General features: G+C 63.9%; 19 protein-coding genes and 1 tRNA gene. 9 read left to right on the top strand and 11 right to left on the bottom strand.

Translation table 11 applies throughout. The annotated features are described in order from the left end of the window. The first annotated feature begins 77 nt into the window (after positions 1-77). The 6 genes from J1C52_RS10440 (at position 78) to J1C52_RS10415 (ending at position 7,408) form a co-directional block, all read left to right on the top strand. Positions 78-1,445 (top strand): glutamine synthetase family protein, encoded by a 1,368-nt coding sequence (locus J1C52_RS10440; protein WP_227427881.1) that lies wholly within the window; start codon positions 78-80, stop codon positions 1,443-1,445. Positions 1,446-1,488: 43 nt separating this feature from the next. Then, on the top strand, positions 1,489-2,868 hold the full coding sequence (locus J1C52_RS10435) for an aldehyde dehydrogenase family protein (RefSeq protein ID WP_255618453.1): 1,380 nt from the start codon (positions 1,489-1,491) through the stop codon (positions 2,866-2,868). Between the two features lie 3 nt (positions 2,869-2,871). After that, positions 2,872-4,017 carry an iron-containing alcohol dehydrogenase gene (locus tag J1C52_RS10430; RefSeq protein WP_227427880.1) on the top strand — a complete coding sequence of 382 codons (1,146 nt, stop codon included), beginning with the start codon at positions 2,872-2,874 and terminating at the stop codon, positions 4,015-4,017. Between the two features lie 309 nt (positions 4,018-4,326). Further along, on the top strand, positions 4,327-5,271 hold the full coding sequence (locus J1C52_RS10425; protein ID WP_227427879.1) for a transketolase: 945 nt from the start codon (positions 4,327-4,329) through the stop codon (positions 5,269-5,271). A gap of 11 nt (positions 5,272-5,282) precedes the next feature. Next, on the top strand, positions 5,283-6,287 hold the full coding sequence (locus J1C52_RS10420) for a transketolase family protein (RefSeq protein ID WP_227427878.1): 1,005 nt from the start codon (positions 5,283-5,285) through the stop codon (positions 6,285-6,287). Next, a complete protein-coding gene (locus J1C52_RS10415) occupies positions 6,287-7,408 on the top strand; it encodes a RuBisCO large subunit C-terminal-like domain-containing protein (protein WP_227427877.1) in 1,122 nt (373 codons plus the stop codon). Before J1C52_RS10420 ends, J1C52_RS10415 begins: the two co-directional genes overlap by 1 nt. 51 nt (positions 7,409-7,459) lie before the next feature. Here J1C52_RS10415 and J1C52_RS10410 read toward each other — a convergent pair whose 3' ends face one another. The 4 genes from J1C52_RS10410 to J1C52_RS10395 all read right to left on the bottom strand — a co-directional run bounded on the left by J1C52_RS10410 (position 7,460) and on the right by J1C52_RS10395 (position 11,571). Next, positions 7,460-7,903 carry an RbsD/FucU family protein gene (locus J1C52_RS10410; RefSeq protein WP_227427876.1) on the bottom strand — a complete coding sequence of 148 codons (444 nt, stop codon included), beginning with the start codon at positions 7,901-7,903 and terminating at the stop codon, positions 7,460-7,462. Positions 7,904-7,973: 70 nt separating this feature from the next. Further along, positions 7,974-9,011 (bottom strand): substrate-binding domain-containing protein, encoded by a 1,038-nt coding sequence (locus J1C52_RS10405; protein WP_227427875.1) that lies wholly within the window; start codon positions 9,009-9,011, stop codon positions 7,974-7,976. Positions 9,012-9,044: 33 nt separating this feature from the next. Continuing rightward, complete coding sequence (locus J1C52_RS10400; RefSeq protein WP_227427874.1) at positions 9,045-10,049, bottom strand: ABC transporter permease; 1,005 nt, start codon at positions 10,047-10,049, stop codon at positions 9,045-9,047. Positions 10,050-10,053: 4 nt separating this feature from the next. Then, positions 10,054-11,571: a sugar ABC transporter ATP-binding protein gene (locus J1C52_RS10395; RefSeq protein ID WP_227427873.1), complete on the bottom strand. Its 1,518-nt coding sequence runs from the start codon at positions 11,569-11,571 to the stop codon at positions 10,054-10,056. A 161-nt stretch (positions 11,572-11,732) separates the two neighbouring features. Here J1C52_RS10395 and mtnK point away from each other — a divergent pair, with 161 nt between their 5' ends. Together mtnK and mtnA are read left to right on the top strand one after the other, a co-directional pair. Continuing rightward, positions 11,733-12,998 carry an S-methyl-5-thioribose kinase gene (gene mtnK / locus J1C52_RS10390; protein ID WP_227427872.1) on the top strand — a complete coding sequence of 422 codons (1,266 nt, stop codon included), beginning with the start codon at positions 11,733-11,735 and terminating at the stop codon, positions 12,996-12,998. Continuing rightward, positions 12,995-14,089, top strand: coding sequence for an S-methyl-5-thioribose-1-phosphate isomerase (mtnA, locus tag J1C52_RS10385; protein WP_227427871.1), 1,095 nt, complete (start codon positions 12,995-12,997; stop codon positions 14,087-14,089). The genes mtnK and mtnA overlap by 4 nt, the downstream gene beginning before the upstream one ends. Positions 14,090-14,133: 44 nt before the next feature. On the opposite strand, the gene J1C52_RS10380 is transcribed toward mtnA, so the two are convergent. Continuing rightward, positions 14,134-15,102 carry a sugar-binding transcriptional regulator gene (locus tag J1C52_RS10380; RefSeq protein WP_227427870.1) on the bottom strand — a complete coding sequence of 323 codons (969 nt, stop codon included), beginning with the start codon at positions 15,100-15,102 and terminating at the stop codon, positions 14,134-14,136. A 106-nt stretch (positions 15,103-15,208) separates the two neighbouring features. Here J1C52_RS10380 and J1C52_RS10375 point away from each other — a divergent pair, with 106 nt between their 5' ends. Further along, entirely contained in the window at positions 15,209-17,251 is a 2,043-nt protein-coding gene (locus J1C52_RS10375) for a bifunctional aldolase/short-chain dehydrogenase (protein ID WP_227427869.1), read from the top strand. 209 nt (positions 17,252-17,460) lie between these two features. On the opposite strand, the gene J1C52_RS10370 is transcribed toward J1C52_RS10375, so the two are convergent. The 6 genes from J1C52_RS10370 to argS form a co-directional block, all read right to left on the bottom strand. Then, the gene (locus J1C52_RS10370) at positions 17,461-18,390 is read right to left on the bottom strand and encodes a DUF2971 domain-containing protein (RefSeq protein ID WP_227427868.1); all 930 of its coding nucleotides are present in this window, start codon (positions 18,388-18,390) and stop codon (positions 17,461-17,463) included. Between the two features lie 80 nt (positions 18,391-18,470). Beyond that, positions 18,471-18,560: transfer RNA gene (locus J1C52_RS10365), tRNA-Ser, on the bottom strand. Positions 18,561-18,604: 44 nt separating this feature from the next. After that, the gene (locus J1C52_RS10360) at positions 18,605-19,504 is read right to left on the bottom strand and encodes a LysR family transcriptional regulator (RefSeq protein ID WP_370633258.1); all 900 of its coding nucleotides are present in this window, start codon (positions 19,502-19,504) and stop codon (positions 18,605-18,607) included. Further along, entirely contained in the window at positions 19,501-20,502 is a 1,002-nt protein-coding gene (gene nagZ, locus J1C52_RS10355) for a beta-N-acetylhexosaminidase (RefSeq protein WP_227427867.1), read from the bottom strand. The genes J1C52_RS10360 and nagZ overlap by 4 nt, the downstream gene beginning before the upstream one ends. Continuing rightward, positions 20,499-21,830, bottom strand: a complete 1,332-nt coding sequence (locus J1C52_RS10350; protein WP_227427866.1) for an SPOR domain-containing protein — start codon at positions 21,828-21,830, stop codon at positions 20,499-20,501. Before J1C52_RS10350 ends, nagZ begins: the two co-directional genes overlap by 4 nt. 167 nt (positions 21,831-21,997) lie before the next feature. Beyond that, positions 21,998-23,731, bottom strand: a complete 1,734-nt coding sequence (argS, locus tag J1C52_RS10345; protein WP_227427865.1) for an arginine--tRNA ligase — start codon at positions 23,729-23,731, stop codon at positions 21,998-22,000. Positions 23,732-23,794 lie beyond the last annotated feature (63 nt).

Below are 23,794 nucleotides of genomic sequence, written 5' to 3'. Positions count from 1 at the left end.
ACCCAAAGCTGGGGGGCTATCAAGCCCCCCAGACCCCCCGAGGATATTTCGGGCAAGGATGAAGGATAACAGGGACAATGCCGGGACTGATGACATTGGCAGATTTGCGCACCGCCTTTGGCGCGGGCGAGATTGATACCGTTCTGGTGGCCGCGCCCGACATGCAGGGTCGCCTGATGGGCAAGCGCTTTCATGCCGCCCATTTCCTGGAGTCGGGCTATGAAGAAACGCATTGCTGCAACTACCTTCTGGCCACCGACATGGAGATGCTGACGGTCGAGGGCTATGCCTCTACCAGTTGGGAAAAGGGCTATGGCGATTACGTCATGAAGCCCGATCTGGCCACGCTGCGCCGCGTCCCGTGGCTACCGGGCACGGCGCTGGTGCTGTGTGACTTGCTGGACCATCACACGCATGAAGAGGTGGCGATTTCCCCCCGCGCCATCCTGAAGGCCCAGGTCGCGCGCGCCCGCGCGATGGGGTATCAGGCGATGGCCGCGACCGAGCTGGAGTTCTTCATCTTCGAGCAAAGCTACGAGGCGCTGCGCGACCACGGCACCGAGCATCTGACGCCGATCTCGGGCTATAACGAGGATTACCACCTGTTCCAGACCTCGAAAGAAGAGCCCTTGATGCGCGCCTTGCGCAACGGGCTTTACGGCGCGGGCATCCCGGTCGAAAATTCCAAGGGCGAGGCCGAGGCAGGCCAAGCCGAGATCAACATCCGCTATGCCGAGATGCTGACCACCGCCGACCAGCATGTCATCACCAAGCAGGCCACCAAGGAAATTGCCGCCGCTCTGGGCAAATCCGTGACCTTCATGGCGAAATACGACCATCGGCGCGCGGGGTCGTCCAGCCATGTGCACCAGTCGCTCTGGACACTCGACGGCCAGCCCGCCTTCATGGACAAGGGCGCGGAATACGGCATGTCGGCGCTGATGCGGCAGTATATGGCGGGGCAACTGGCCCATGCGGGCGAGTTGACGGCGCTGCTGGCCCCCAATGTGAACAGCTACAAGCGCTTTTGCGTGGGCATGTTCGCCCCGACCAAGGCGGTCTGGTCGCTGGACAACCGCACGGCGGGGTTCCGCGTCTGCGGCGATGGCACGAAAGCGGTGCGCGTGGAATGCCGCATCGGGGGCGCGGACCTGAACCCCTATCTGGCCTGCGCGGGACTGTTGGCTGCCGGACTTGCGGGTATAGAGCAAGGCATGGAGCTGGAGGCAGAGATGACCGGCGACAGCTACCAGAACCGCAATGCCCGCGAGATCCCCAAGACGCTGCGCCATGCCGCCGACCTGCTGGATGGTTCTGCCATGTTGCGCGCGGCCTTTGGCGACGAGGTGGTCGACCATTACACCCGCGCCGCGCGGTGGGAGGTCGAGGAACATGACCGCGTCGTCACCGATTGGGAACGCAAACGCCTGCTGGAGCGCGGCTGACCGCGCCCGGCCCGAAGATTTATCGACACAGACAGGAGACATCATGTCGACGATCAAACTCGTCTCGCCCGTAGACGGATCGATCTATGCCGAACGCACGCCCTTGGGCTTGGACGCGGCGCAAGCGGCGGTTGCCCGCGCCCGCGCGGCGCAACGCGACTGGGCCGCGCTTCCCTTGGCAGAGCGGATCAAGACCGTCATGGCGGGCATCGACGCGCTGGAAGCGATGGCGCCCCAGATCGTGCCGGAACTGGCATGGCAAATGGGCCGCCCGGTGCGCTATGGCGGCGAATTCGGCGGCGTACGCGAGCGCGCGGCCTATATGGCGCAGATCGCGCCAGAGGCCTTGGCCGATGACGTGATCGAAGACAGCCCCGCCGCCACCCGCCTGCTGGCGCGCGAGCCGCAGGGCGTGGTTTTCGTAATCGCGCCGTGGAACTACCCATTCCTGACGGCGGTCAACACAGTTGTGCCCGCGCTGATCGCGGGCAATGCGGTGGTGCTAAAACACGCCACGCAAACGCTGATCGCGGGCGAGCGTTTGGCGCAGGCCATGCACAAGGCGGGCGTGCCAGAGGACGTGTTCCAGAACGTGGTGCTGGACCATGCCACGACCGAAGCCCTGATCGCCGCCCGTGCGTTCGATTTCGTGAATTTCACCGGATCTGTCGGGGGCGGGCGCGCGATAGAGAGAGCGGCCGCAGGCACCTTCACCGGCACGGGGCTGGAACTGGGCGGCAAAGACCCCGGCTATGTCCGCGCCGATGCCGATCTGGACGCCGCCGTGGACGGGCTGATGGATGGCGCGATGTTCAATTCGGGCCAGTGCTGCTGCGGGATCGAACGCATCTATGTGCATGAGAGCATGTTCGATGCCTTTGTCGAAAAGGCCGTCGCTTGGGTGCGCGCGCAGCGGCTTGGCAATCCTTTGGAACAGGAAACCACCATGGGCCCGATGGCGCACGCGCGCTTTGCCGTCACCGTGCGCGAGCAGATCGCCGATGCGCTGGCCCAAGGTGCGCGGGCGCTGATAGATGTGGCAGAGTTTCCCGCCGATGATGGCGGCGCTTACTTGGCCCCGCAAATCCTAGTCGAAGTGACCCATGACATGCGCGTCATGCGCGAGGAAAGCTTTGGCCCTGTCGTGGGGATCATGCCCGTCAAGGATGATGCCGAGGCCGTGGCGCTGATGAATGACAGCGATTTCGGGCTGACCGCGTCGATCTGGACCAAGGATGCCGGGGCCGCGCGCGCCATCGGGGCACAAATCCAGACCGGCACCATCCTGATGAACCGCTGCGACTATCTGGACCCGGCCCTGTGCTGGACCGGCTGCAAGGATACCGGGCGCGGCGCGGCGCTGTCGAAACTGGGTTATCTGGCGCTGACCCGCGCCAAGTCTTACCACCTGAAAAAGGCCTGACATATGGGACTGACGGCAAATTGGAGCTACCCGACCGCGATCAAGTTCGGCGCGGGGCGGATTTCGGAACTGGCTGACCAGTGCAAGGCCGCGGGCATTGCCAAGCCGCTTCTGGTAACGGACCGCGCGCTGGCCGCCCTGCCCATCACCGCGCAGGCGTTGGATATTCTGGACGCGGCCGGGCTTGGTCGCGCGGTGTTTTCCGAGGTGGACGCGAACCCGACCGAAGCAAACATGCAGGCCGGTCTGGCGGTCTATCGCGCGGGCGGGCATGACGGGGTCGTGGCCTTTGGCGGCGGCTCTGCGCTGGATCTGGGCAAGATGATCGCGCTGATGGTCGACCAGCCGGTCAGCGTGTGGGAGTTGGAGGATATCGGCGACTGGTGGACCCGCGCCAACCCTGATACCATCGCGCCCATCATCGCCGTGCCCACGACGGCGGGCACCGGGTCCGAGGTGGGGCGCGCGGGCGTGCTGACCGATAGCGCCACGCATCGCAAAAAGATCATCTTTCACCCCAAGCTGATGCCCGCTGTCACCATTTGCGACCCGCAACTGACGGTGGGAATGCCTGCCTTCATCACCGCGGGCACCGGGATGGATGCGCTGGCGCATTGCCTGGAAGCCTATTGCAGCCCGCATTACCACCCGATGAGCCAAGGCATCGCGCTGGAAGGGATGCGGCTGGTGTTTGAAAACCTGCCCCGCGCCTATGCCACGCCCGATGATCTGGACGCGCGCGCCAACATGATGTCGGCCGCCGCGATGGGGGCGGTGGCGTTCCAGAAGGGCTTGGGGGCAATCCATGCGCTCAGCCATCCGATCGGCGCGGTCTACAACACCCATCACGGCACCACGAATGCGGTCGTCATGCCGATGGTGCTGGAGTTCAACCGCCCGGCGATCGAGGCACGTATTGACCGCGCAGCGGCTTATCTAGGCATAGAGGGCGGCTTTGCCGGTTTCATGGCACGGATCATGGCGCTGCGCGAAAGCCTGTCGATCCCGGCCAACCTGTCGGCCATGGGTGTCAGCGCCGACCGGCTGGACGAGCTGACCGAAATGGCGCTTCTGGACCCGTCCTGTGGCGGCAACCCGATAGAGCTGACGCGCGAGAACACGCGCGCGCTGTTCGAAAGCTGCCTGTAACCCGGCTGGCCCGCGCGTAGCACCTGCACGCGGGGGCGGCTTGCAACGGCGTTGCCGCCGCATGATCCCACGTGCCACGATGCCCCGCCCCCGTTTGCCGTCGCGCAAGCGGGGGCGTTTTGCATTTTGACCCAAGCCTGTGCGTGTCCCGAAACAGGGAAAACCCGACAGCCCGCCCGCGCCACCCCGGAAGCACGCGGGGGTGTCGCGCGAATAATGGGGCGGCGCATCAAATTCCATTTGTCAACACTATCTGACTTTTGTAACATCGCCCGAAGAACTCGCTGCACATCCTCGGAGGAGCCCGCCTTGCCTGACGCTTTCGGCCTGAAAAACGCAAAAACGACCGAAGAGGTCGCGCTCGGCATCCGCCGGCGCGTCTTCGAGCATACGATCCGCAACAATGGCGGCTATCTCTCGCAGGCCTGTTCCGCCGCCGAACAGCTTGCGTTTCTGTATAACGAAGCGCTGACGCTGGGGCAGCCGACCCTGCCGATGATCCCGAAACCATTCGGCGGCGTGCCCTCTGCCAGCAATCCCGACTACCACACCGGTGCGGGCTATAACGGCCCGTTCGAGCCGCAATTCGACCGGCTGTTCATCGCGCCCGCGCATTACGCGCTGGTGGCCTATGCAACCCTGATTGAAACCGGCCGCATGGCGCCCGAAGGGCTGGAGATGTTCAACAAGGACGGCTCTTCGGTGGAAATGATCGGGGCCGAACACAGCCCCGGCATGGAGGTGCATAACGGCACGCTTGGGATCGGGCTGTCCACCGGCGCGGGTCTGGCCTGGGGGCGGCGGCGCAACGGCGACGCGGGCGATGTGGCCGTGTTCATGTCGGATGGCGAGGTTCAGGAAGGCCAGACGTGGGAAGCGGTTCAGGCCGCCGCCCATCACGGCATCGACAACCTCTGGGCCATCATGGACGTGAACCGCCAGCAATGCGATGGCGCGATGGACGAGGTCATGCAGGTCGGCGACATCCGCCAGAAATTCGTCGATTTCGGCGCGGTCTGTGTCGAGATCGACGGCCATGACCTGAGCGCGATGCGTCAGGCGAAGCAGGAAAAGCACGAGGGCAAGCCGTTGATTATCCTTGCCTATACCTCGCCGACCAAGGGCATGAGCATCCTCGAGCGGCGCTTTCCGAAACTGCATTACGTCCGCTTCAAATCTGAAGACGAGCGCGCCGAATACAACATGTCGATTGCTGCCGAACTGGGCATCGACCCCATCGACTACGCGCATTGAGGAGACAGATCATGGTTGAAATGGTCGCCCGCCCCTACGCCACCGCCTTCGAGACATATGCGGTCAAGCACCCCGAAGTGATCGCGCTGTCGGCCGATCTGACCTCTTCGGTCGAGATCGACGGCTTTCGCGATCGCCACCCAGAGCAATTCCTGTCCATGGGGATGGCCGAGCAGAACATGCTGTCTTTCGCGGGCGGCATGGGGCTTGCCGGGTTTCGGCCCTTCATTCACACCTTCGCGGTGTTTCTGTACCGGCGGCCCTATGACCAGCTGATGGCCTCTGTCGCCTATCCGCGCCGCAAGGTCCGGCTGATGGGGTTTCTGCCCGGCATCACCACACCCGGTGGCATGACCCATCAGGCCATCGAAGACATCTCTGTCATGCGCGCCATTCCCAACATGACCGTGCTTGAAACCGGCGACGCGACAGAGGTCGAGAGCATTGTCGAGGTGGCCGACTCGATTGACGGGCCGGTCTATTGCCGCGTGCTGCGCGGCTCTGTCCCGCGCCTGTTCGACACGCCGCTGCGCTTGGGCGAATTGCGCGTTCTGTCCGAGGGCACGGATGTGATGGTCGTCACCGCCGGGATCACCACCGAAGAAGCGATCCGCGCGCGCGGCGCGCTGGATGCGGCGGGTGTCTCGGTGCGCCATTTGCACCTGTCCACGCTCAAGCCCTTCGATGCCGAGGCGATCATCGCCCATGCCGCAAGCGTCAAACATGGCGTGGTCACGCTGGAAAACCACGTCGTCGCCGGGGGCATCGGGTCCATGGTGGCAGAGGCGATGGCAGAGGCGGGGCTGGGCAAGAAGCTGATCCGGCTGGGGCTGCAAGACACCTATGCGCATGGCGGCTCTCGGCCCTATCTGATGCGCTATTACGGGCTGGACGCGATTGCGCTGGTGCGCGGGATAGAACGGTTGATGGGGGTTGAAACCGGCATTGACGAGAATGCGCTGGACGCCGTGCGGGTCGACGCGGTCCATTCCAACGTCAAGGCAGAGGCGCTGTAATGCAGCGCTTCGCCGTCACCTACCGCATCTTTGCCGCCGATCTGGCAGAGGCCCGCGCCCGCGCCGAGGGGATAGCACTTGAGCAGACCGTCGAGGTGCCGCTGGACGTGGTGCCGCCGGGCTATATCGCCGATCAGATCGTCGGCCAGATCGAGGAAATCGGCCCCGAGGGCGCGGGCCGCTTTCGCGCGACGATCTCTTATTCGCCCGACGGCGCGGGGCATGAGTTCACGCAATTCCTGAACGTGATCTTCGGCAATTCCTCTATCCAGAAGGGGTTGAAGGTCATCGCGATTGATCCGGGGGCCGACATGCTGGCGCGCCATCCCGGCCCGCGCTTCGGAATCGCGGGCATTCGCGACCGCGCCGGGCGCGCGCGCGGCGGGCTGATTGCGCCGGTGCTCAAGCCACAAGGGCTGGATGCCGACGCGCTGGCTCGGATCGCCTATCTTTGCGCAAAGGCCGGGGCGGATGTGGTCAAGGAAGATCACGGGATCACCGACCAAAGCATGGCCCCCTTCCGCGAACGGGTCGAAAAGGTCAGCGCCGCCGTGCAGCGGGCGAATGCGGAAACCGGCGGTCGCGCACTTTACTTTCCGTCGCTGGCCGGTCGCCCGCAGGATCTGGAGGCGAATATTCACTTCGCCAAGCAAGCCGGGGCCGATGGGCTGCTGGTCATGCCGGGGCTTCTGGGCTTTGGCGTGGTCAACCGCATCGCGCGCGACAACAGCCTTGATCTGCCGGTGATGACGCACCCGTCCTTCTTTGGCCCCTATGTCTTGTCCGAGGATACCGGGTTTTCACATGGGATGATGTTCGGCACGCTGCAACGGCTGGCGGGGTCCGATATTTCGGTCTTTCCCAATGTCGGCGGCCGCTTCGGCTTTACCCCCGACGAGTGCCGCGCCATTGCGGACGCGTGCCGCGACCCCTCTGGCCCCGGCAAGCCCATGTTGCCAAGCCCCGGCGGCGGCATGAGTGTCGCGCGCGCGGCGGACATGGTCGAGATGTATGGCGATGACGTGGTCTATCTGCTGGGCGGGTCGCTTCTGCGCCTTGGCGAGCAGATCGGCGAAGGCATTGCCGCGATGCGCGCCGCGATTGACGCCTCTGCCCGCTGACGGCATGACCGGGGGCCCATGCCCCCGGCATGGCAAGCAGCACTTGCGGCGTCAGAAAATCACGCCCTTGCGCAGGATGAAACAGCCGAAGGGGCGCGGCTCTGTCGTGCGCAGCACCGCGAAGCCTTGGCGCGCACGCTTGTAAAACTTCTGCCGTTCGAGTGACCCGACCGCGCCGCCATCCGGCATTTCGGCCATCATGACCTTCAGCGCTTCGGAATGAACCTCGTCCGGGACATCGCCCGCGCCGTCGCGCTGCATCCAGAACGCGCCCTCGGGCACGAAAGCATCGAGCGGCATCAGCGATGTGACAAGCGCAATCGCCTCTGGCGCGGTGAAGCCAGGCAGTTCGATGACCTGACCTGTGACCGTATCCGCAGCGGTGGAATGCGAGGGGAAATTCGCATCCACCACCGCGATTTCATCGCCGTGCCCCATCCGCATCAGCACATCCAGCAGCGCGGCGGGCATCCTTGGGTCTATTCCTTTGAGCATGGGTCTTCCTCCAAGCAAATGGGCCAGGGCAACTTGCCCCGGCCCCTTGTCGTGTTCAAGGCGCAGCCGATCAGCGGGCCGGCAGCGGCATCCAGTCCGGGACCGCGACATCGGCATGGGCAAATGCGGGCATCTTCGCGCCCAGATCTTCCATATTGGTGATGTCCAGCTCGTTCAGCATGGTCTGGGTAATCAGGGTCGGCGGCACGATCACGCTGTCGCCGGGGTTTTCACCCGCCAGCAGCATTGCCAGCGCGCGGACCGACACTTCACCCACCACGGCGGGGTTGGTGGCAGCCGTTGCCTTCCAAGACGAACCCGGCTCGCGCATCGCCGCGATGTCAGCGGTCGAGACGTCGGCCGAGTAGATCGAGACCTGATCGGTCATGCCCGCTTCATCCACCGCGATCTTCACACCCTTGGCGAATTCGTCATAGGGCGCGAACATGACGGTGATGTTCGGGTTCGCGGACAGCACCGCGCGCGCCTGGTTGGCCACGGAATTGGCAATCGGGTTGTCGAGCGTGCCGAACATGGCCACTTCGTTGATACCCGGATTGTCTGCCTTGACCTGAACCCAGGTTTCGTCGCGACGGTCAAGCGGGGCGATGCCCGGCACATAGACGTAACCCGCAACGAACTCGTTGCCGTTGTCTGCCAGCGCGGCTTCCAGCGCAAGGCGGGCCAAGTCGCGGTCGGATTGCTCGATCTGCGGGATGGCGTCATTCTCGACATCCACGTCGAAGGCGACGACCTTGATGCCTGCGTCAACCGCGCGCTGCGCAGCGGCCTGCATCGATTCCGTCAGCCCGTGCTGGATGATGATACCGTCCACGCCAAGCGCGATGGCCTGATCGACCATATCGGCCTGAAGTGCGGCATCCTGGCGGCTGTCGAAGACCCGCAGGTCAACGCCGATCGCCTCGGCCTGCTTTTCCACGCCCGACAGGTAGGCCTGAAAGAAATCGCCGGTGGACAGGTAGCGTACCAGCGCCACTTTCACCTCGCCGGGATTGTCGAACGGCGCCGGCATATCGGCGGCGAAGCCGACCGCCGGCATCATGGCGACGGCCCCGAGCAGGCTGGTAAATACGCGTCTAGAGATCATGGTTTCCTCCCTCTTCTCCCTATTGGACCAATTTCACGCCTTGCCCCGGCCGGTGCGGCCGGAAAGCGCGAAGGTGAACACCAGGGCGACGACAAGCACCGCGCCCTTGATGAAGTCTTGCGTGTAATAAGGCGCGTTCAGCATCGTCAGACCCTGCAAGAGGATCCCCACGAACAGCGCGCCAATGGCGGTGCCGAAAGCGTTCGGCTTGCCCGCCCCCAGAACGGCAAAGCCGATCAGGGCCGCCGCGACCGCATCCAGCAACAGGTTGTTGCCCGATGCCACGTCCCCCCGGCCCAGACGCGCCGCCAGCAGCACGCCGCCCAGCGCGGCCATGGTGCCGGAAATCATGTAGGCAAGGATCTTGTAGCGGTTCACATTGGTCCCGGCGAGGCTGGCCGCCTGCGCATTCGACCCGATGGCATACATCAGCCGACCGTGGCGCGTCAGTTCCAAAAACACCCAGATCAGCACCGCGGCGGCGATCAGGAACACCACCGACAGCGGCACCAGATCGGCAATCCGGTAGCGGCCCAGCATCAAGAAGCTTTCCGAGAAGGTGCCATTGGCAATAGTGCCATCGGGCAACGCCATCCCGGTCGACACAGAACGCCCCTCTGTCGGGATACGTTGCGCGCCCAGAAGCAGGAACATCATGCCCAGCGTGGCCAGCAGGTCGGGCACCTTGAATTTCACCACCAGAACCCCGTTCACCGCGCCGACCATCGCGCCCATCGTCAGGCTAAGGGCCACGGCCCAGAACGCGCTCAACTCCCACACGACCATGACATAGGCCGACAGCATCAGCGCAGAGGTGGCGACCGCACCGATGGACAGGTCGAACCCGTCGACCACCAGCGTAGAGGTCACGCCCAGCGCCAGGATGCCGGTAATGGCCACCGATTGCAGGATGAACACCGCAGAGAAGGGCGACATGAAGCCTTCGGCGGTGACGCTGAAGAAGATGACCAGTCCCGCCATCAGGGCAAGGAAGCCGTATTTGATGGCGAAATCCAGAAGGGTGGCGCTTTTTTGCATCTCGTTAAAATCCTGCTGCGCTGCGCGCGTCGGCGGCATGGACCACTTCGGCCATGATCGCGGCGACGTCGATGTTTTCATTGCGGTGATCGCCGACAATCGAATGCTCGCTCATCACCATGATGCGGTCGGCGACCTCTATGGCCTCGTCGAGTTCGGCGACGAACACGATCGTCGTGCGGGTGTGTGCGGTTTCGCGTATCTTGTGGCCGATGTCACGCCGCGCCTGAATGTCGACGCCTTGAAACGGCTCATCGAGGATCAGCACCCGGCTGGCCTCTGCCATCCAGCGGGCGACCATGACCTTTTGCTGGTTGCCGCCCGACAGGGTCAGGATGCCATCGCCCGCGCCTTGGCAGACGACGCCCATCTCGGCGATCATGTGTTTCGCCTTGGCGCGTTCCGAGCGGAAGGACAGGAACCCGCCGCCGCGCGCGTGCCGCTTGGTGAAGGGCAGCGTGATGTTGCGGGTGATGTCAAAATCCTTGACCACGGCATTCACCAGCCGGTCCTTGGGGCACATATAGACCCCGGCGGCAATAGCGTCTGCGGCGCTGCGCGGGCGGTGCGGTTGGCCGTCCAGCATGATCTCGCCCGATTTCGCCTGGGTCAGACCGAAGAGGACCGATGCCAGCGCCGATTTGCCGGACCCAACAAGACCCGCCACCGCGATGACCTCGTTCTCGCGCGCCTCTATCGAGAAGGGGGCGGCGCCCTCTTGCAGGACAAGGTCGCGCAATTCCAGCACCGGCTTGCCGGGCGTGGGAATGCGGATATCGACCTCTGTGATCTCATGGCCCAGCATCGCGCGCACCGCGCCTTCGTAATCGAGCGGCTTGTCTTCGAATTGCTGAACGATCTGGCCGTCGCGCATCGACAGGATGCGGTCGGCCAGCCGCCGGATATCGGACATCCGGTGCGAGATGTAGAGGATCGCAACCCCTTGATCGCGCAGCCGTTCGACCATTTCGAACAGCCGCTTGGTTTCAGCCGCAGACAGCGACGAGGTCGGCTCATCCAGAATCAACACTTGCGGGTCATGCGCCATGGCCCGCGCGATGGCCACCAATTGACGATCCGCCAGCGACAGGCCCGCCACCGGCAGGGTCACGTCAATCTCCAGCCCGACATTGGCCGCGATCTCGTGCGCCTTCGCCCGCATCTGCGCCCGGTTCAAAAAGGTGCTTCCGCCAGAGGCCAGCGTATCCAGCAGCAGGTTCGAGGTGACATCCAGATCGGGCACAACGCCGTCATTGATGTTCTGATGCACCGTCACCACGCCCGAGCGTAGCGCCTCGGACGGGGTTTCGGGGGCAAAAAGCGTGTCGCCCAGCATGACCTTGCCGCCATCGGCGCGATGGACCCCGCACAGAACCTTGACTAAGGTCGATTTCCCGGCCCCGTTGGCCCCCATCAGCACAGTGACCTTGCCACGCGGAATCTGCATGTCGATCCCGCGCAATACCCGATTCTTGCCAAAGGCCTTTTGCAGCCCCTCTAGGCGGATCGCCTGCTCACTCACGTCTGAATTCCTCCCGTTGGACCGAAGCTAGCCCCCAAAACTTTCAAATGTCAATATAATTTGACAATTGGGTGAAAACGCGAAATCCTGCATCTTGAAAGCGGCCCCGGACGGGGGCGTTCAACCACAAAACCACGCAGGATTTTCTGGGGAGGAGACCCGTGTCCAATCAAGAATACGAGGCGTTAAGCCCTGAAACGCTGGCCGGCCGACTGGGGTCGGTCGAATCGATCCGCTCGCATCTGGGCGACCCGGCCCAATGGCAGGTGCGCGAGGTCGGGGACGGCAATCTGAACCTTGTCTTCATCGTGGACGGGCCGAAAGGCAGCGTCATCGTGAAGCAGGCCTTGCCCTATGTTCGGCTGGTCGGCGATAGCTGGCCCCTGCCCCTGAAACGCGCCTTCTTTGAATATAACGCGCTGATCCGGCAAGAGGCCCGCGATCCCGGATCGGTGCCGCAAGTCTATCATTTCGACGAGGCGCAGGCGATCATCGCGATGGAATTCCTGTCGCCGCATGTCATCTTGCGCAAGGTGCTGATCGACGGCGGCCGGGTCGAAGGGCTGGCCGACACGCTTGGCAAATTCTGTGCGCGCACGCTGTTCCGTGGCTCTGACCTGGCGATGCCGACCGCGCAGCGCAAAGCCGATGCGGCGCTGTTCCTAGGCAATGTCGAGCTTTGCGACATCACCGAGAACCTTGTCTTCTCGGACCCGTATTTCGAGGCCGAATTGAACCGCCACACGCCCGGACTAGACCCGGTCGTCAAGATCTTGCGCGACGATATCGACCTGAAAGTGGCGGCGCAGCATATGAAATGGGCCTTCGCGTCGAATGCCGAGACCATGCTGCATGGCGATCTGCACACCGGGTCGGTGATGGTGACGGACACCGAAACCAAGGTCATCGACCCCGAATTCGCCACATACGGCCCCATCGGTTTCGATGTGGGGATGTTGCTGGCCAATTTCCTGCACGCCTATTTCGCCCAGCCCGGCCATGCCGCAACAGAGGGCGCGCGCGACGATTACCAGAGCTGGATCCTGACCGTCACCGCCGACATCTGGGCCGCTTTCGAAGCCGAGTTCACGCGCCTGTGGCGCAGCGAGCGCCACGGCATCCTGTATCAGGCCAGCCTGTTCGAGGATCAAGGCCATGCCCGTGGCGCCGAACAGGCCCGGATTGAGCGGCTGGCCGCGATCTGGCGCGATACGCTGGGCTTTTGCGGGATAGAGATGCACCGGCGGATCCTTGGCCTCGCGCATAATGCCGATTTCGAATCCATCGCGGATGACGCGACCCGCGCCCGGCTGGAAGCGCGCGCGCTGATGATGGGGCGCATGCTGGCCGTGGGCCGCGAGAAGATCACCTCGATGGCGCAGGTCGTTGACCTTGCCCGACAGGTCAACAAGGAGGAATACCTGTGAAGATCAACGGCAAACCCTATCGCTCTATCTGGCGTGACGCCGATGGCCGGGTGATGATTATCGACCAGCGCTGGCTGCCGCATGAGCTGCGCATCGTAGAGCTGAAGGACCGCAAGGATTTCGCCGACGCGATTTTCGAGATGTGGGTCCGGGGCGCGCCGCTGATCGGCGCAACCGCAGCCTATGGCATGGCGGTTCAGATGGCGGCGGACCCGTCCGATGCGTCGCTTGGGGAAACCTACGACCTGCTGCACGCCACCCGCCCGACGGCGATCAACCTGAAATGGGCGCTGGACGAGATGACGCGCGTGCTGAAACCGCTCGCCCCCGAAGAGCGCGCGGAAGCCGCCTTTCGGCGCGCGGCGGAAATCTGCGACGAGGATGTCGAGACCAACCGCATGATCGGGGTGTATGGTATCGAGCTGATCCGCGAGATCGCCAAGCGCAAGAATGGCGGGCGGGTGAATATCCTGACCCATTGCAATGCCGGCTGGCCCGCGACGGTCGATTGGGGCACCGCCACCTCGCCCATCTACCACGCGGTAGAGGCCGGGATCGACGTGCATGTCTATGTCGATGAAACCCGCCCCCGCAACCAGGGCGCCTTGTTGACGGCATGGGAGCTGAATTCAGCCGGGGTCAGCCACCAGTTGATCGTGGACAATGCCGGTGGCCACCTGATGCAGCATGGCGAGGTCGATCTTGTCATCGTCGGCACCGACCGCACCACCGCGCGCGGCGATGTCGCCAACAAGATCGGAACCTATCTGAAAGCGCTGGCGGCCAAGGCCAATGATGTGCCCTTCTATGTCGCCCTGCCCTCGCCCACGATCGACTGGACGGTGTGGGACGGCGTGCGGGAAATTCCGATCGAAGAGCGGACCGATGAAGAGGTGACGCATGTTCAGGGCAAAGACCCCGAGGGCAAGATCATCTCGGTGCAGATTTCGCCCGACGGCACGCCCGGTCGCAACCCCGCCTTTGACGTGACCCCGGCAGAGCTGGTGACGGGGCTGATTACCGAGCGCGGCGTGGTCGCGGCGACGGCCGACGCGATGGCCGCAGCCTTTCCCGAACACGCAAAGCGCTAGGCACTGACCGGAATGGCCCGGATGTCTGTCCGGGCCATGTGCCCTTATCCCGCCGCCAGCAGCGCGTCAGCCACCGACAGGCTTGTGACCATATGGGTGACATAGCCGCCCCGGATCGCGGCCAGCGACGCGTCGATCTTGTCCGGCCCCGGCGTGACCAGAATGCCCATTTCCAGCCCGACCAGATGTTCCAGCGGAATGCCGATCATGCGGTCGTCAAGCGGGCCGTGAATGGCATGGCCCTCGGCATCGACGAAGCGGCCGCAGATCACGCCGCGCGCGCCCTGTTCCAGATACCACGCAAGGTCGTCCTGCGTGGCAAGGCCAGAGCCGACGATATGGCTGTCGCGCTCGACCGTGCCGACGGAAAACACGAATTTGTTGCAGCTTCCAAGGCGGTCAAGCTGACGGTGGATGATCGGCTCTTGGCGCAATTCATCCGCCAGCTTGGCATTCGACAGGATCGCGGGGGCATGAAGGTTCAGGATCTCTGCCCCCAGCTTTTGGCCCAGCCGGGTCGAGCAGGCCTCTGCGGTGAAACCATAGGGCGTGGCCATCGACCCGATCAGCTGAAGCACCGCCAGATCGTCGATGCGCTGGCGCTCCATCGCCTCGGCCATGTCATACATGGTTTTTCCCCAGGCCACCCCGATACGGTCGCCCGGCACCAGCAATTCAGGCAACCACGACGCCGCCCCACGCACGACACGGGTGAACATCTCTTCCATGTCCGCATCTTCATCGGGCATGATATAGGCAGAGGTCAGGCCGAATTTCTCGACCAGTTCGACCGCCGCGCGATGGGTGGTGAAGGCGGGTGCGGTCAGGGAAATGTTGACCATGCCCTTCTCGCGCGCCTCTTGCAGGTAATTCACCACCGTCGCGCGCGAAATCGCCAGCTTGTCGGCGATGTCCTTCTGGTTAAGCCCTTCCTGATAATAAAGCCACGACACCTCGATCACGACGTTCTCGCCGCTGATCCGGCCTTTCGAGCGACGTTTTGTCCCTGCCATCCCGCTTCCAATATTTTATTTATGACAACCCTACATGACTTTTGTATAAGTATCCCGACAAATCAAGTGGGGCCATGCCGGGCGTCACGCTGCAAGGGAGTTTAAGATGATCGTGAACAGATGGCGAGACGCAGATGCGCGGCGCTTTCAGGATGCCGCCGGGGATGATGCGGGCGCGCGCGAATTGGCGCTGCGGGTCTATAGCTCGCGTCTGATCGGAGCGGATGCCGACCTTGTGCAGCATGGCGGCGGCAACACCTCTGTCAAGCTGACCGCGCGCGACGTTTACGGCGACGAGGTCGAGGTGCTGCACATCAAGGGGTCGGGCTGGGATCTGGAAACGATGGAAGCGCGCGGGATGCCCGCGGTCCGCATGGCCCCGCTGATGCGGTTGCGCAGCCTGGATGCGCTGTCCGACGAGGACATGGTCAATGTGCAGCGCTCGAACCTGCTGGACTCGACCGCGCCCAACCCCTCGGTCGAGACGCTGCTGCACGCCTACCTGCCCCATACCTATGTCGACCACACCCATGCCACGGCCATGCTGGCACTTGCCGACCTGCCAGAGGTCGATGCCGTCACCCGAGAGCTGTTCGGCGACAAGCTGACGCTGGTGCCCTATGTCATGCCGGGATTCGAGCTGGCCAAGCGCGCCGCCGCCGCGTTTGACGCCAACCCGGATGCAGAAGGGCTGTTGCTGCTCAAGCACGGGCATTTCGCATGGGGACCCGATGCAAAATCGTCCTATGACAGGATCGTCGCGCATACCAACCTTGTGGCGGACTGGTTCGCTGACCGCCGCCCCGCACCGCTAAAGCCCGCCGCCGCCCTGCCCGACGCGCCGCGCGCCGCGACCCTCTCGGCGCTGCGCGGCGCAATCGGCGCGCATCTGCCCGAAGGCGCGGCCATGCCGGTGTTCGACACGCGCGACAATGATGCGATCCGCAGCTTCCTGATGCGCGACGACCTTGCCACGCTTGCCACCCGTGGCGTGGCCACCCCTGACCACGTGATCCGCATCAAGGGCCGCCCCCTGCACCTGACCGCTGCCGATATTGCCGCCGGTCCCGATGCCATCGCCGCCAAGGTCGCCGCGTTCAAAGATGCCTATACCGCCTATTTCGACCGCCAGGCCCCGCGCTACGGGGGTGCCAAGATCATGCTCTCGCCCCTGCCGAACCTAGCCTGGATAGAGGGTCTGGGCCTTGTGGGCATCGGCACCGATGCCAAGGCCGCACGGATCGCAGCCGATCTGGGAGAGCAGAACACCCGCGTGATGATCGACGCCGAAGCGGCCGGGGGCTTCTTCCCGATCGAGGAAGCGGACCTCTTCGACATGGAATACTGGTCGCTGGAACAGGCCAAGCTTGGCAAAGGCGCCGCGCCCGCGCTGCGGGGCCGGGTCGTGCTGATAACGGGCGGTGCCGGGGCCATCGGGCTGGCGACCGCCCAAGCGTTCAAGGCCAAGGGCGCGACGGTCTTTCTGGTCGATCTGAGCCAGGACGCGCTCGACAGCGCATTGGCCACGCTTGGGCCGGATCACGGCGGCATCGCGCTGGACATCACGCAACCCGGCGCGGGCCAAGCGGCGGTGGACGCCTGCGTCGCGCGGTTCGGCGGGCTGGACCTGTTGGTCAATAACGCAGGCGCCGCGATCAACCACGAGCTTGCCACACTGCCGGACCAGACCTTGCGCGCGGCGTTCGAGCTGAACTTCTTCGCACATGTCGCCTTCTCGCAGGCGGCCATCGCGGTATTCCGCAAGCAGGGGCGCGGCGGGCAGATCCTGTTCAACGTCTCGAAACAGGCGGTGAACCCCGGCAAGGGCTTTGCCGCCTATGGTCTGCCCAAGGCGGCCACCTTCTTCCTGCTGCGCCAGCTTGCGCTGGAACTTGGGGCCGAGGGTATCCGGGTCAATGGCATCAATGCCGACCGCATCCGCTCGGGCCTGCTGACGCCCGAGATGATCGCGGACCGCGCGGCGGCGCGCGGTGTCGATGTGGCAACCTATCTGGGCGGCAATCTGTTGAAATCAGAGGTGGAAGCCCGCCACGTCGCCGATGCCTTCGTGGCGCTTGCACTTTCTGAGCGCACCACGGCGCATGTGATGACCGTGGACGGCGGCAATATCGAAGCGGCACTGCGCTGACGGGACGGGCGGCGAAACCCTCGCCGCCCAACGCCCTGCTATTGGGGCAATCCGTGCTGTGAAACGCGGCAAGCAAAGATATACGCAAGGACCGTAGTCGGGCACAACAGCTTTGCCGCGCGTCCTATACCGCTGCCTGACGACCCTTCCCTAGGAGCCGAGGGCAACTGACCCCGGTTTGCGTTCACCGTCGCAACCGGGGTTTCTTTTCATTCTGACACTTCGTCGTAGGTATGGTTCGCACGGTTCGGCAAGGCACGAACAAGCCGGGCATTCGGATACCTTGCGGCCAAAGCATTGCGTATTCTCTCAGCAGTTTCCTCGCGCGTCTTCGGCCCCAAAATCACGCGGTCAACGGCGTCGGGCGGAAAGTCCACTAGATGAATTGGGTCGGCGGGATCACCAACGATTCTATCGACCTGATCCTTTTTCACATATAGCCGCCACTCGCGTTCGTAAGCCCATGCCGTAGTTTTTGAAATGAGAGCGGCTTGAATATCTGCCAAGGGTTCTTCAACCTTACCGTCGAAGTAAGTCACCTTTTGCAAGCGGGTTTTCTGTCCGTCCTTTCTACGCTGCAACCATTCGTGCGCGGTGTCAAAGGCGACTACAAAACCGCTATTGTTGTCGGCGTAGTGTGCCCACATCGGAGCCACATCCATACGCTCGGACAGCGAAAAACAAAGCAATTCACGGCCCAACTTTTCGAGTAGATCTTCAATTTTCTTTGGGTCGTTGAACGTTGGGACAAGCATAGTATCAACGGAAGACTGCATCTGATTGCGCAGCGTCGTAAGAAGGTTCTGGCCCGTCTGTTGCTCGACAAGTTTTATTGCATCGTCTGGGGGAAGGAAACCGAGCCCATATTTCTTTAGTTCCTCCGCGATCATATCGCGCACGTTTGCCTCGGATACTGTATTGTCCATCTGCTCCGATAGCATCGCAATGAACTTAGGGCCTGCGAGCTTTTCGAACGTCGAACGTACCTCAAAGATATCGTTCGTGTTCATAAGAGGCGTGAAACGCACCGTTCCACCCTCCAAGACGTTGCCGACACGCTCTGCGGAGAGGTATTTGTACAGATATCGCGGCGGCGGGGGCGGGTTCTCGAAGTCGTCCAGATCGAAGGTTTCGGCCATTCCAAGGCCCTTTCAGGCTGTGGGTAGTTCGTGGGTGGATTGGCAGAGGTTCGATTTTATCAAATAAAATCAATCTGTAATGGCGGAGACGAAGGGATTCGAACCCTCGAGACGGTTTCCCGCCTACTCCCTTAGCAGGGGAGCGCCTTCGACCACTCGGCCACGTCTCCGCCGACCCGTCTAATCAAGCGCGCGGGTCGCCGCAACCGGAAAATCAGGTTTTCGTCGCATCGCCCGATATTTGCGTGGTGACGGCGGCGAAGCGGTCTTTCAGCGCGGCGGCGGCGGCTTGCACCTTCGGGCTGCGGTGCAGGTCGACATGGGTGACAAGCCATAGATCCGACGTCCACTCCGGGCGCGGCGGCATGACTTGCACCAGCCCGTCCTCGCCGAAACCCACGGGCCGAAAACCTATCCCCTGCCCCGCCCGCAGCGCGGCGTTGAGTGTGGCGCGGTCGTTGCTGTGCAGGCTGACGCGCGGGGCGTGCGCTTCCATCCAAAGGTCGAACGGGGCGCGGGATTGGCCCGGCTCGACCGTCAGGACGTCATGCCGGGCAAGGTCGGCATCGGTTTCTGGTAGGCCATGCTGTTCGACATAGCTTTCGGAGGCATAAAGCGCGGTCTGCAAGCTGCCCAGCGGCTGCACCACATTGTCGGGTTCCTGCGGGCGGCTGCCGGCGCGAATGGCCAGATGCGCCTCGCCATATTCCAGCCGGGCAAGTCGCACCTCGACCCGCAGGCAGGGCAGCAGCTTGGGGTGGCTTGCGCGCAGGTCCATCAGCACGGGCAGCACCAGTTCGGACAGTTCCGGCAGCGTGGTCACGCATAGCTCGCCTTCGATCCCGCTTTGCAACATGCTCAGCCGCGAGGCGAGGTTGTCGAACCGCGCCTCTGCCTCGGCAGCGCTGTCGGTCAGCATCCGGCCCGCTTCGGTCAGGGTGTAGCCCTTGGCGTGGCGCTGGAACAGTTTCACGCCCAGCCGGTCCTCCAGCGCGTCAATATGGCGGATGACGGTGGCATGATGCACGCCCAGATGCTGCGCGGCTCCGCTGACGGTGCCAGAGCGGGCCACGTGCAACGCGGTGCGCAATTCGTCCCAAGCTTCCAGGCTCATGCCACGTTTCCTTGCAATAGCTGGGCAAATTCATGCTCCAGCGCGGCTATATCGGCCCCGTCCGCGAAGCGGCGCTGCGCCAGCGCGCGGTCGCAGCGGGCGCGCGCCGTGCCATCCAGCGCCGGACAGACCGGGGCCACCTGCTGCATCTGGGCCATGACGCCGTTGCAATGCAAGACCAGATCGCAGCCTGCCTGCAAAGCGGCGGTCGCGCGCTGGTCCAAGCTGCCCTTGAGCGCCTGCATCGACAGATCATCCGTCATCAACGCGCCGTCAAAGCCGATCTCTTCGCGGATCAGGCGTTGCATTATGAGGGATGTCGTGGCCGGGTGCTGCGCATCGAAGGCGGCAAAGACGATATGCGCGCTCATCGCCAAGGGCAGGTCCGAAAGCGCGCGAAAGGCCGCGAAATCCTGCTTGCGAAGCGTGTCTGCATCGGCGTCGACTACCGGTAAATCCAGATGGCTGTCCAGCGTCCCAAGCCCGTGGCCCGGCATGTGTTTCACCACCGGCAGCACCCCGCCCGCCATCAGCCCCTCGGCCATGGCGCGGGCGCGGGCGACCACATCGGCGCGCGTTTCGCCATAGCAGCGGTTGCGCAGGATCGCATGGGTCTCGGCGCGAGCGATGTCGGCCAAGGGGGCACAGTTCACATCCACGCCCACGGCGCGCAGGTCATCGGCAATCAACCGTCCGCGCAGATACATCGCCCGCGCGGGGTCCGTGGCCCTAGCGCATTGCTCGAGCGCGGGCAGCCAGCCGCGCCAATGCGGCGGCCCCATGCGCTGCACGCGCCCGCCTTCCTGGTCGATCAGGATGGGCAGGTCGCGGCCCACGGCCTCGCGCCAGTCGGCGGTCAGGGCGCGCACCTGTTCGGGCATGTCGATATTGCGGGCGAACAGGATCGCGCCCCATGGCTGGACCTGTCCGAAAAAGCGCTTCTCCTCGGGCGTCAGCCGCAAGCCTTCGCAGCCGAAGATGACCGCGCGCGCGGTCATCGGATCAGCACGGGGATACAATCCAGCCGCTGGTCGATCAGCGCCGCGCAGAACCGCCGCGCATCGCGTTCATCGGTAAAGCCATGCGCGCGCAGCCGGTAGAAAACCGACCCGCCGCTATGCGCGGCCTCGATCACGCGGCCCCGGTCGTCCAGAAGCGGGCTGAAACGTTGCGCCAGCGTGTCCCAGGCTGCGCGGGCCTCTGCTGCGCTGTCATAGGCACCCAGTTGCACAAGGCGCGTGCCGGGGCCGATGCTGGCCGGGTCCACGTCGATGCCGCTGCCGCGCGACAGGTCGGCGGCGACGGAATTGGCCACGGCGGCGGCCAAGGCGGCATCGGCGGCGCTATCGCTTGGGACGGCGGCACCCGAACCGGGTTGTTGCGGCGCACCAGCCACTTGGGACGAGCGCCCCACCGGGCGGGGCGAGCGGGTGACGGCCGAGCGGTTCGGCGTGACAAAGCCGAGGGGGGCCGCATCGGCCAATGCGGTGTCCCCCGCGGGCACGGGCAGGCCGACCTCGATCAAGGTTTCCGGCTGCGCCACGGGCATTTGTGTCTGGGCGGGGCGCGACAGGTCGCTGTCCAGATCCAGCGGTTGCGGGGCCAGCACGATCTCATTGGGCAGGCCGCTTTCGCCATCGGCGGCAAGCTCGTTCACCGACAAGCCCTGATGCGCGGCCTGCACCCCGCCGGGATCGTCGGGGGCCACGCGCAGCGGACCTTCGAGCGCGCGGACAACTGGCACGCCAGAGACATCGCGCTGCATCATCTGCCATGTCCAGACGCCCCCGCCGACCATCAGCACAAGCGACATGACTGCACCGAAACCGCGCGCCATGCCCCCCATGGACAGGGGCGGCAGGCTGGGGCGCTGGGGCGGCATCTGCGCATCATAGGCACAGCTTTGGGTGTAGTGCTGAGCGGAACCATAGACCTGCGTCGCGGCCTCATCGGCGGCGTAGCCATAGGGCTGCGCGACATATCCCGGCGCTTGTGCAGCGCTGGCATAGGCAGAGTGCGGCTGAGGCTGAGGCTGGGTCGGTGCAGCTTGCGGGGCCGCCGACAAGCGCGGCTCTGCACGCGGGCCGGGGCGCGGCCCGGCCGTCGGCTGCGGCCAGCCGCCATGTGCCTGCGGGGCCGAGGGCTGATGCGCGTAACCGCCCGTCAGGTCGGGATGCGTGGGCGCCTGCGCGGGCCATTGCGGCGCGGCCCAAGCCGCCCCGTCATGGTAGCCCGCTGCATGCGCCGGTTCCCGAACGCCCTCTTCAGGCCGATACCCGCCTTGCGGATAGGCCCCATGCGCAGTGAAATATCTGCCGTCACCCATACCTGCCTCATGCGCGGCAAGGGAGTGCCCCTGCCCGTCGTCTGAATTCATGGTGGCAAGCGTCTGCTCGACATTGCCATATTATGCGCGTTTTTGCGCTTATTCTCGATTTGTCCGCCCAGCATAACATGCATGGGCGGTTTCGTCCCGCGAAAAATGCAGCCTTTTCAGCGCATCTCGCTCATCGCGGCCACGCCCAAGATAGCCAGCCCGTTGGCGATGACAATCCCTGTCGCGCGCGCCAGCGCCGTTTTGGCCGCCGTTGTGGCCGGATCGCCCTCTTGCACGAAGCGCAGCTCGGGCGTGTCATTGCCCCGGTTCCAGAAGGCATGGAATTCGGCAGCCAGTTCCGACAGGTAGCCAGCCACGCGGTGCGGCTCGTGCACGCGCGCGGCCAGTTCGACCAGGCGCGGCCACTCGGCCAGCTTTCGGATCAAGCCCAGTTCGGCGTCATGTGTCAACGTGGACAGATCGGCGGGCGTGTCGGCGCTTACGCCCATATCTTCGGCCTTGCGCAACACCGATTGCACGCGGGCGCTGGCATATTGCACATACCAGACCGGGTTGTCGCGCGACTGTTCCAGCACCTTGTCAAAGTCGAAATCCAGCGTGGCGTCATTCTTGCGCGTCAGCATCACGAAACGGGTGACATCCGCGCCCACCTCGTCGACCACATCGCGCAGGGTCACGAACGTACCCGCACGTTTCGACATTTTGAACGGCTCGCCGTTTTTATAAAGCTTCACCAACTGGATCAGCCGAATTTCCAGCGGCACGCGCTCTTCGGACAGTGCCGCAACCGCCGCTTTCATACGTTTGACATAGCCGCCATGATCGGCGCCGAAAATGTCGATCAGCAGATCGAAGCCCCGGTTCACCTTGTTGGAATGATAGGCAATGTCGGGGGCGAAATAGGTCCAGCTTCCATCCGATTTCATGATCGGGCGGTCCACGTCATCGCCATAAGCGGTAGATTTGAAGAGCGTCTGCTCGCGCGGCTCCCAATCTTCGGGGGTCTTGCCCTTGGGCGGCTCCAGCGTGCCGCGATAGATCAGCCCCTTGGCGCGCAGACTGTCGATCGCGCGCTCGATCTCTCCGGTGCCGTAAAGCGCCTTCTCGGAGGAATAGACATCCATCGTCACGCCCAGCGCGGCCAGATCCTCGCGGATCATGGCCATCATGCGCTCGGTCGCGAAATTGCGGATTGTCTCCAGCCAGTCGGATTCGGGCTTGTCAAGAAAGCGGTCGCCGAATTCGGCTTTCAGCGCTTCACCCACCTCGATCAAATATTCGCCGGGGTAAAGCCCCTCGGCAATCTCGGGGGACAGGCCATGCGCCTCGCGGTAACGTTCATAGGCAGAGCGTGCCAGCACATCGACCTGCGCGCCGCCATCGTTGATGTAATATTCGCGCGTCACGTCATAGCCCGCATAGGCCAAGAGGTTCGACAGCGCGTCGCCCACAACCGCGCCCCGCGTATGGCCGACATGCATCGGCCCCGTCGGGTTGGCACTGACGAATTCCACGTTCACACGGGTGCCCTGCCCCATGGTAGAGCGTCCGAATTCCGCGCCCTGGGTCAGCACATTGCCCAACACATCGGCCCAAACCGCGTTTTCCAGCCGCATGTTCAGAAAGCCCGGCCCTGCCACCTCGGCGCTGGCAATGCGCGGATCGGTGGCCAATTCAGCGGCCAAGGCTTCGGCAATATCGCGGGGCTTCAGGCCCGCGGGCTTGGCCAGAACCATCGCGGCATTCGTTGCCAGATCGCCATGGGCCGCGTCGCGTGGGGGTTCGACCGTGACATTGGCGAAATCCAGCCCCTCGGGCAGCGCGCCCTTGGCGGTCAGCGCGGCAAGCTTGTCCAGAACACAGGCGTGAAATTCGGTAAACAGGTTCATCTGCGGCCATCCTTTGTCTTGCGACTTGCCCTATCCGGCAGGCGCGCAAGCGTCAATGGTCTG

It is taken from the genome of Roseibaca sp. Y0-43, from assembly GCF_020667835.1.
Classification (GTDB): Bacteria; Pseudomonadota; Alphaproteobacteria; order Rhodobacterales; family Rhodobacteraceae; genus Roseinatronobacter.
The sequence above is the reverse complement of the archived record's forward strand: the minus strand, read 5'-3'. Positions and strand labels throughout refer to the sequence as shown.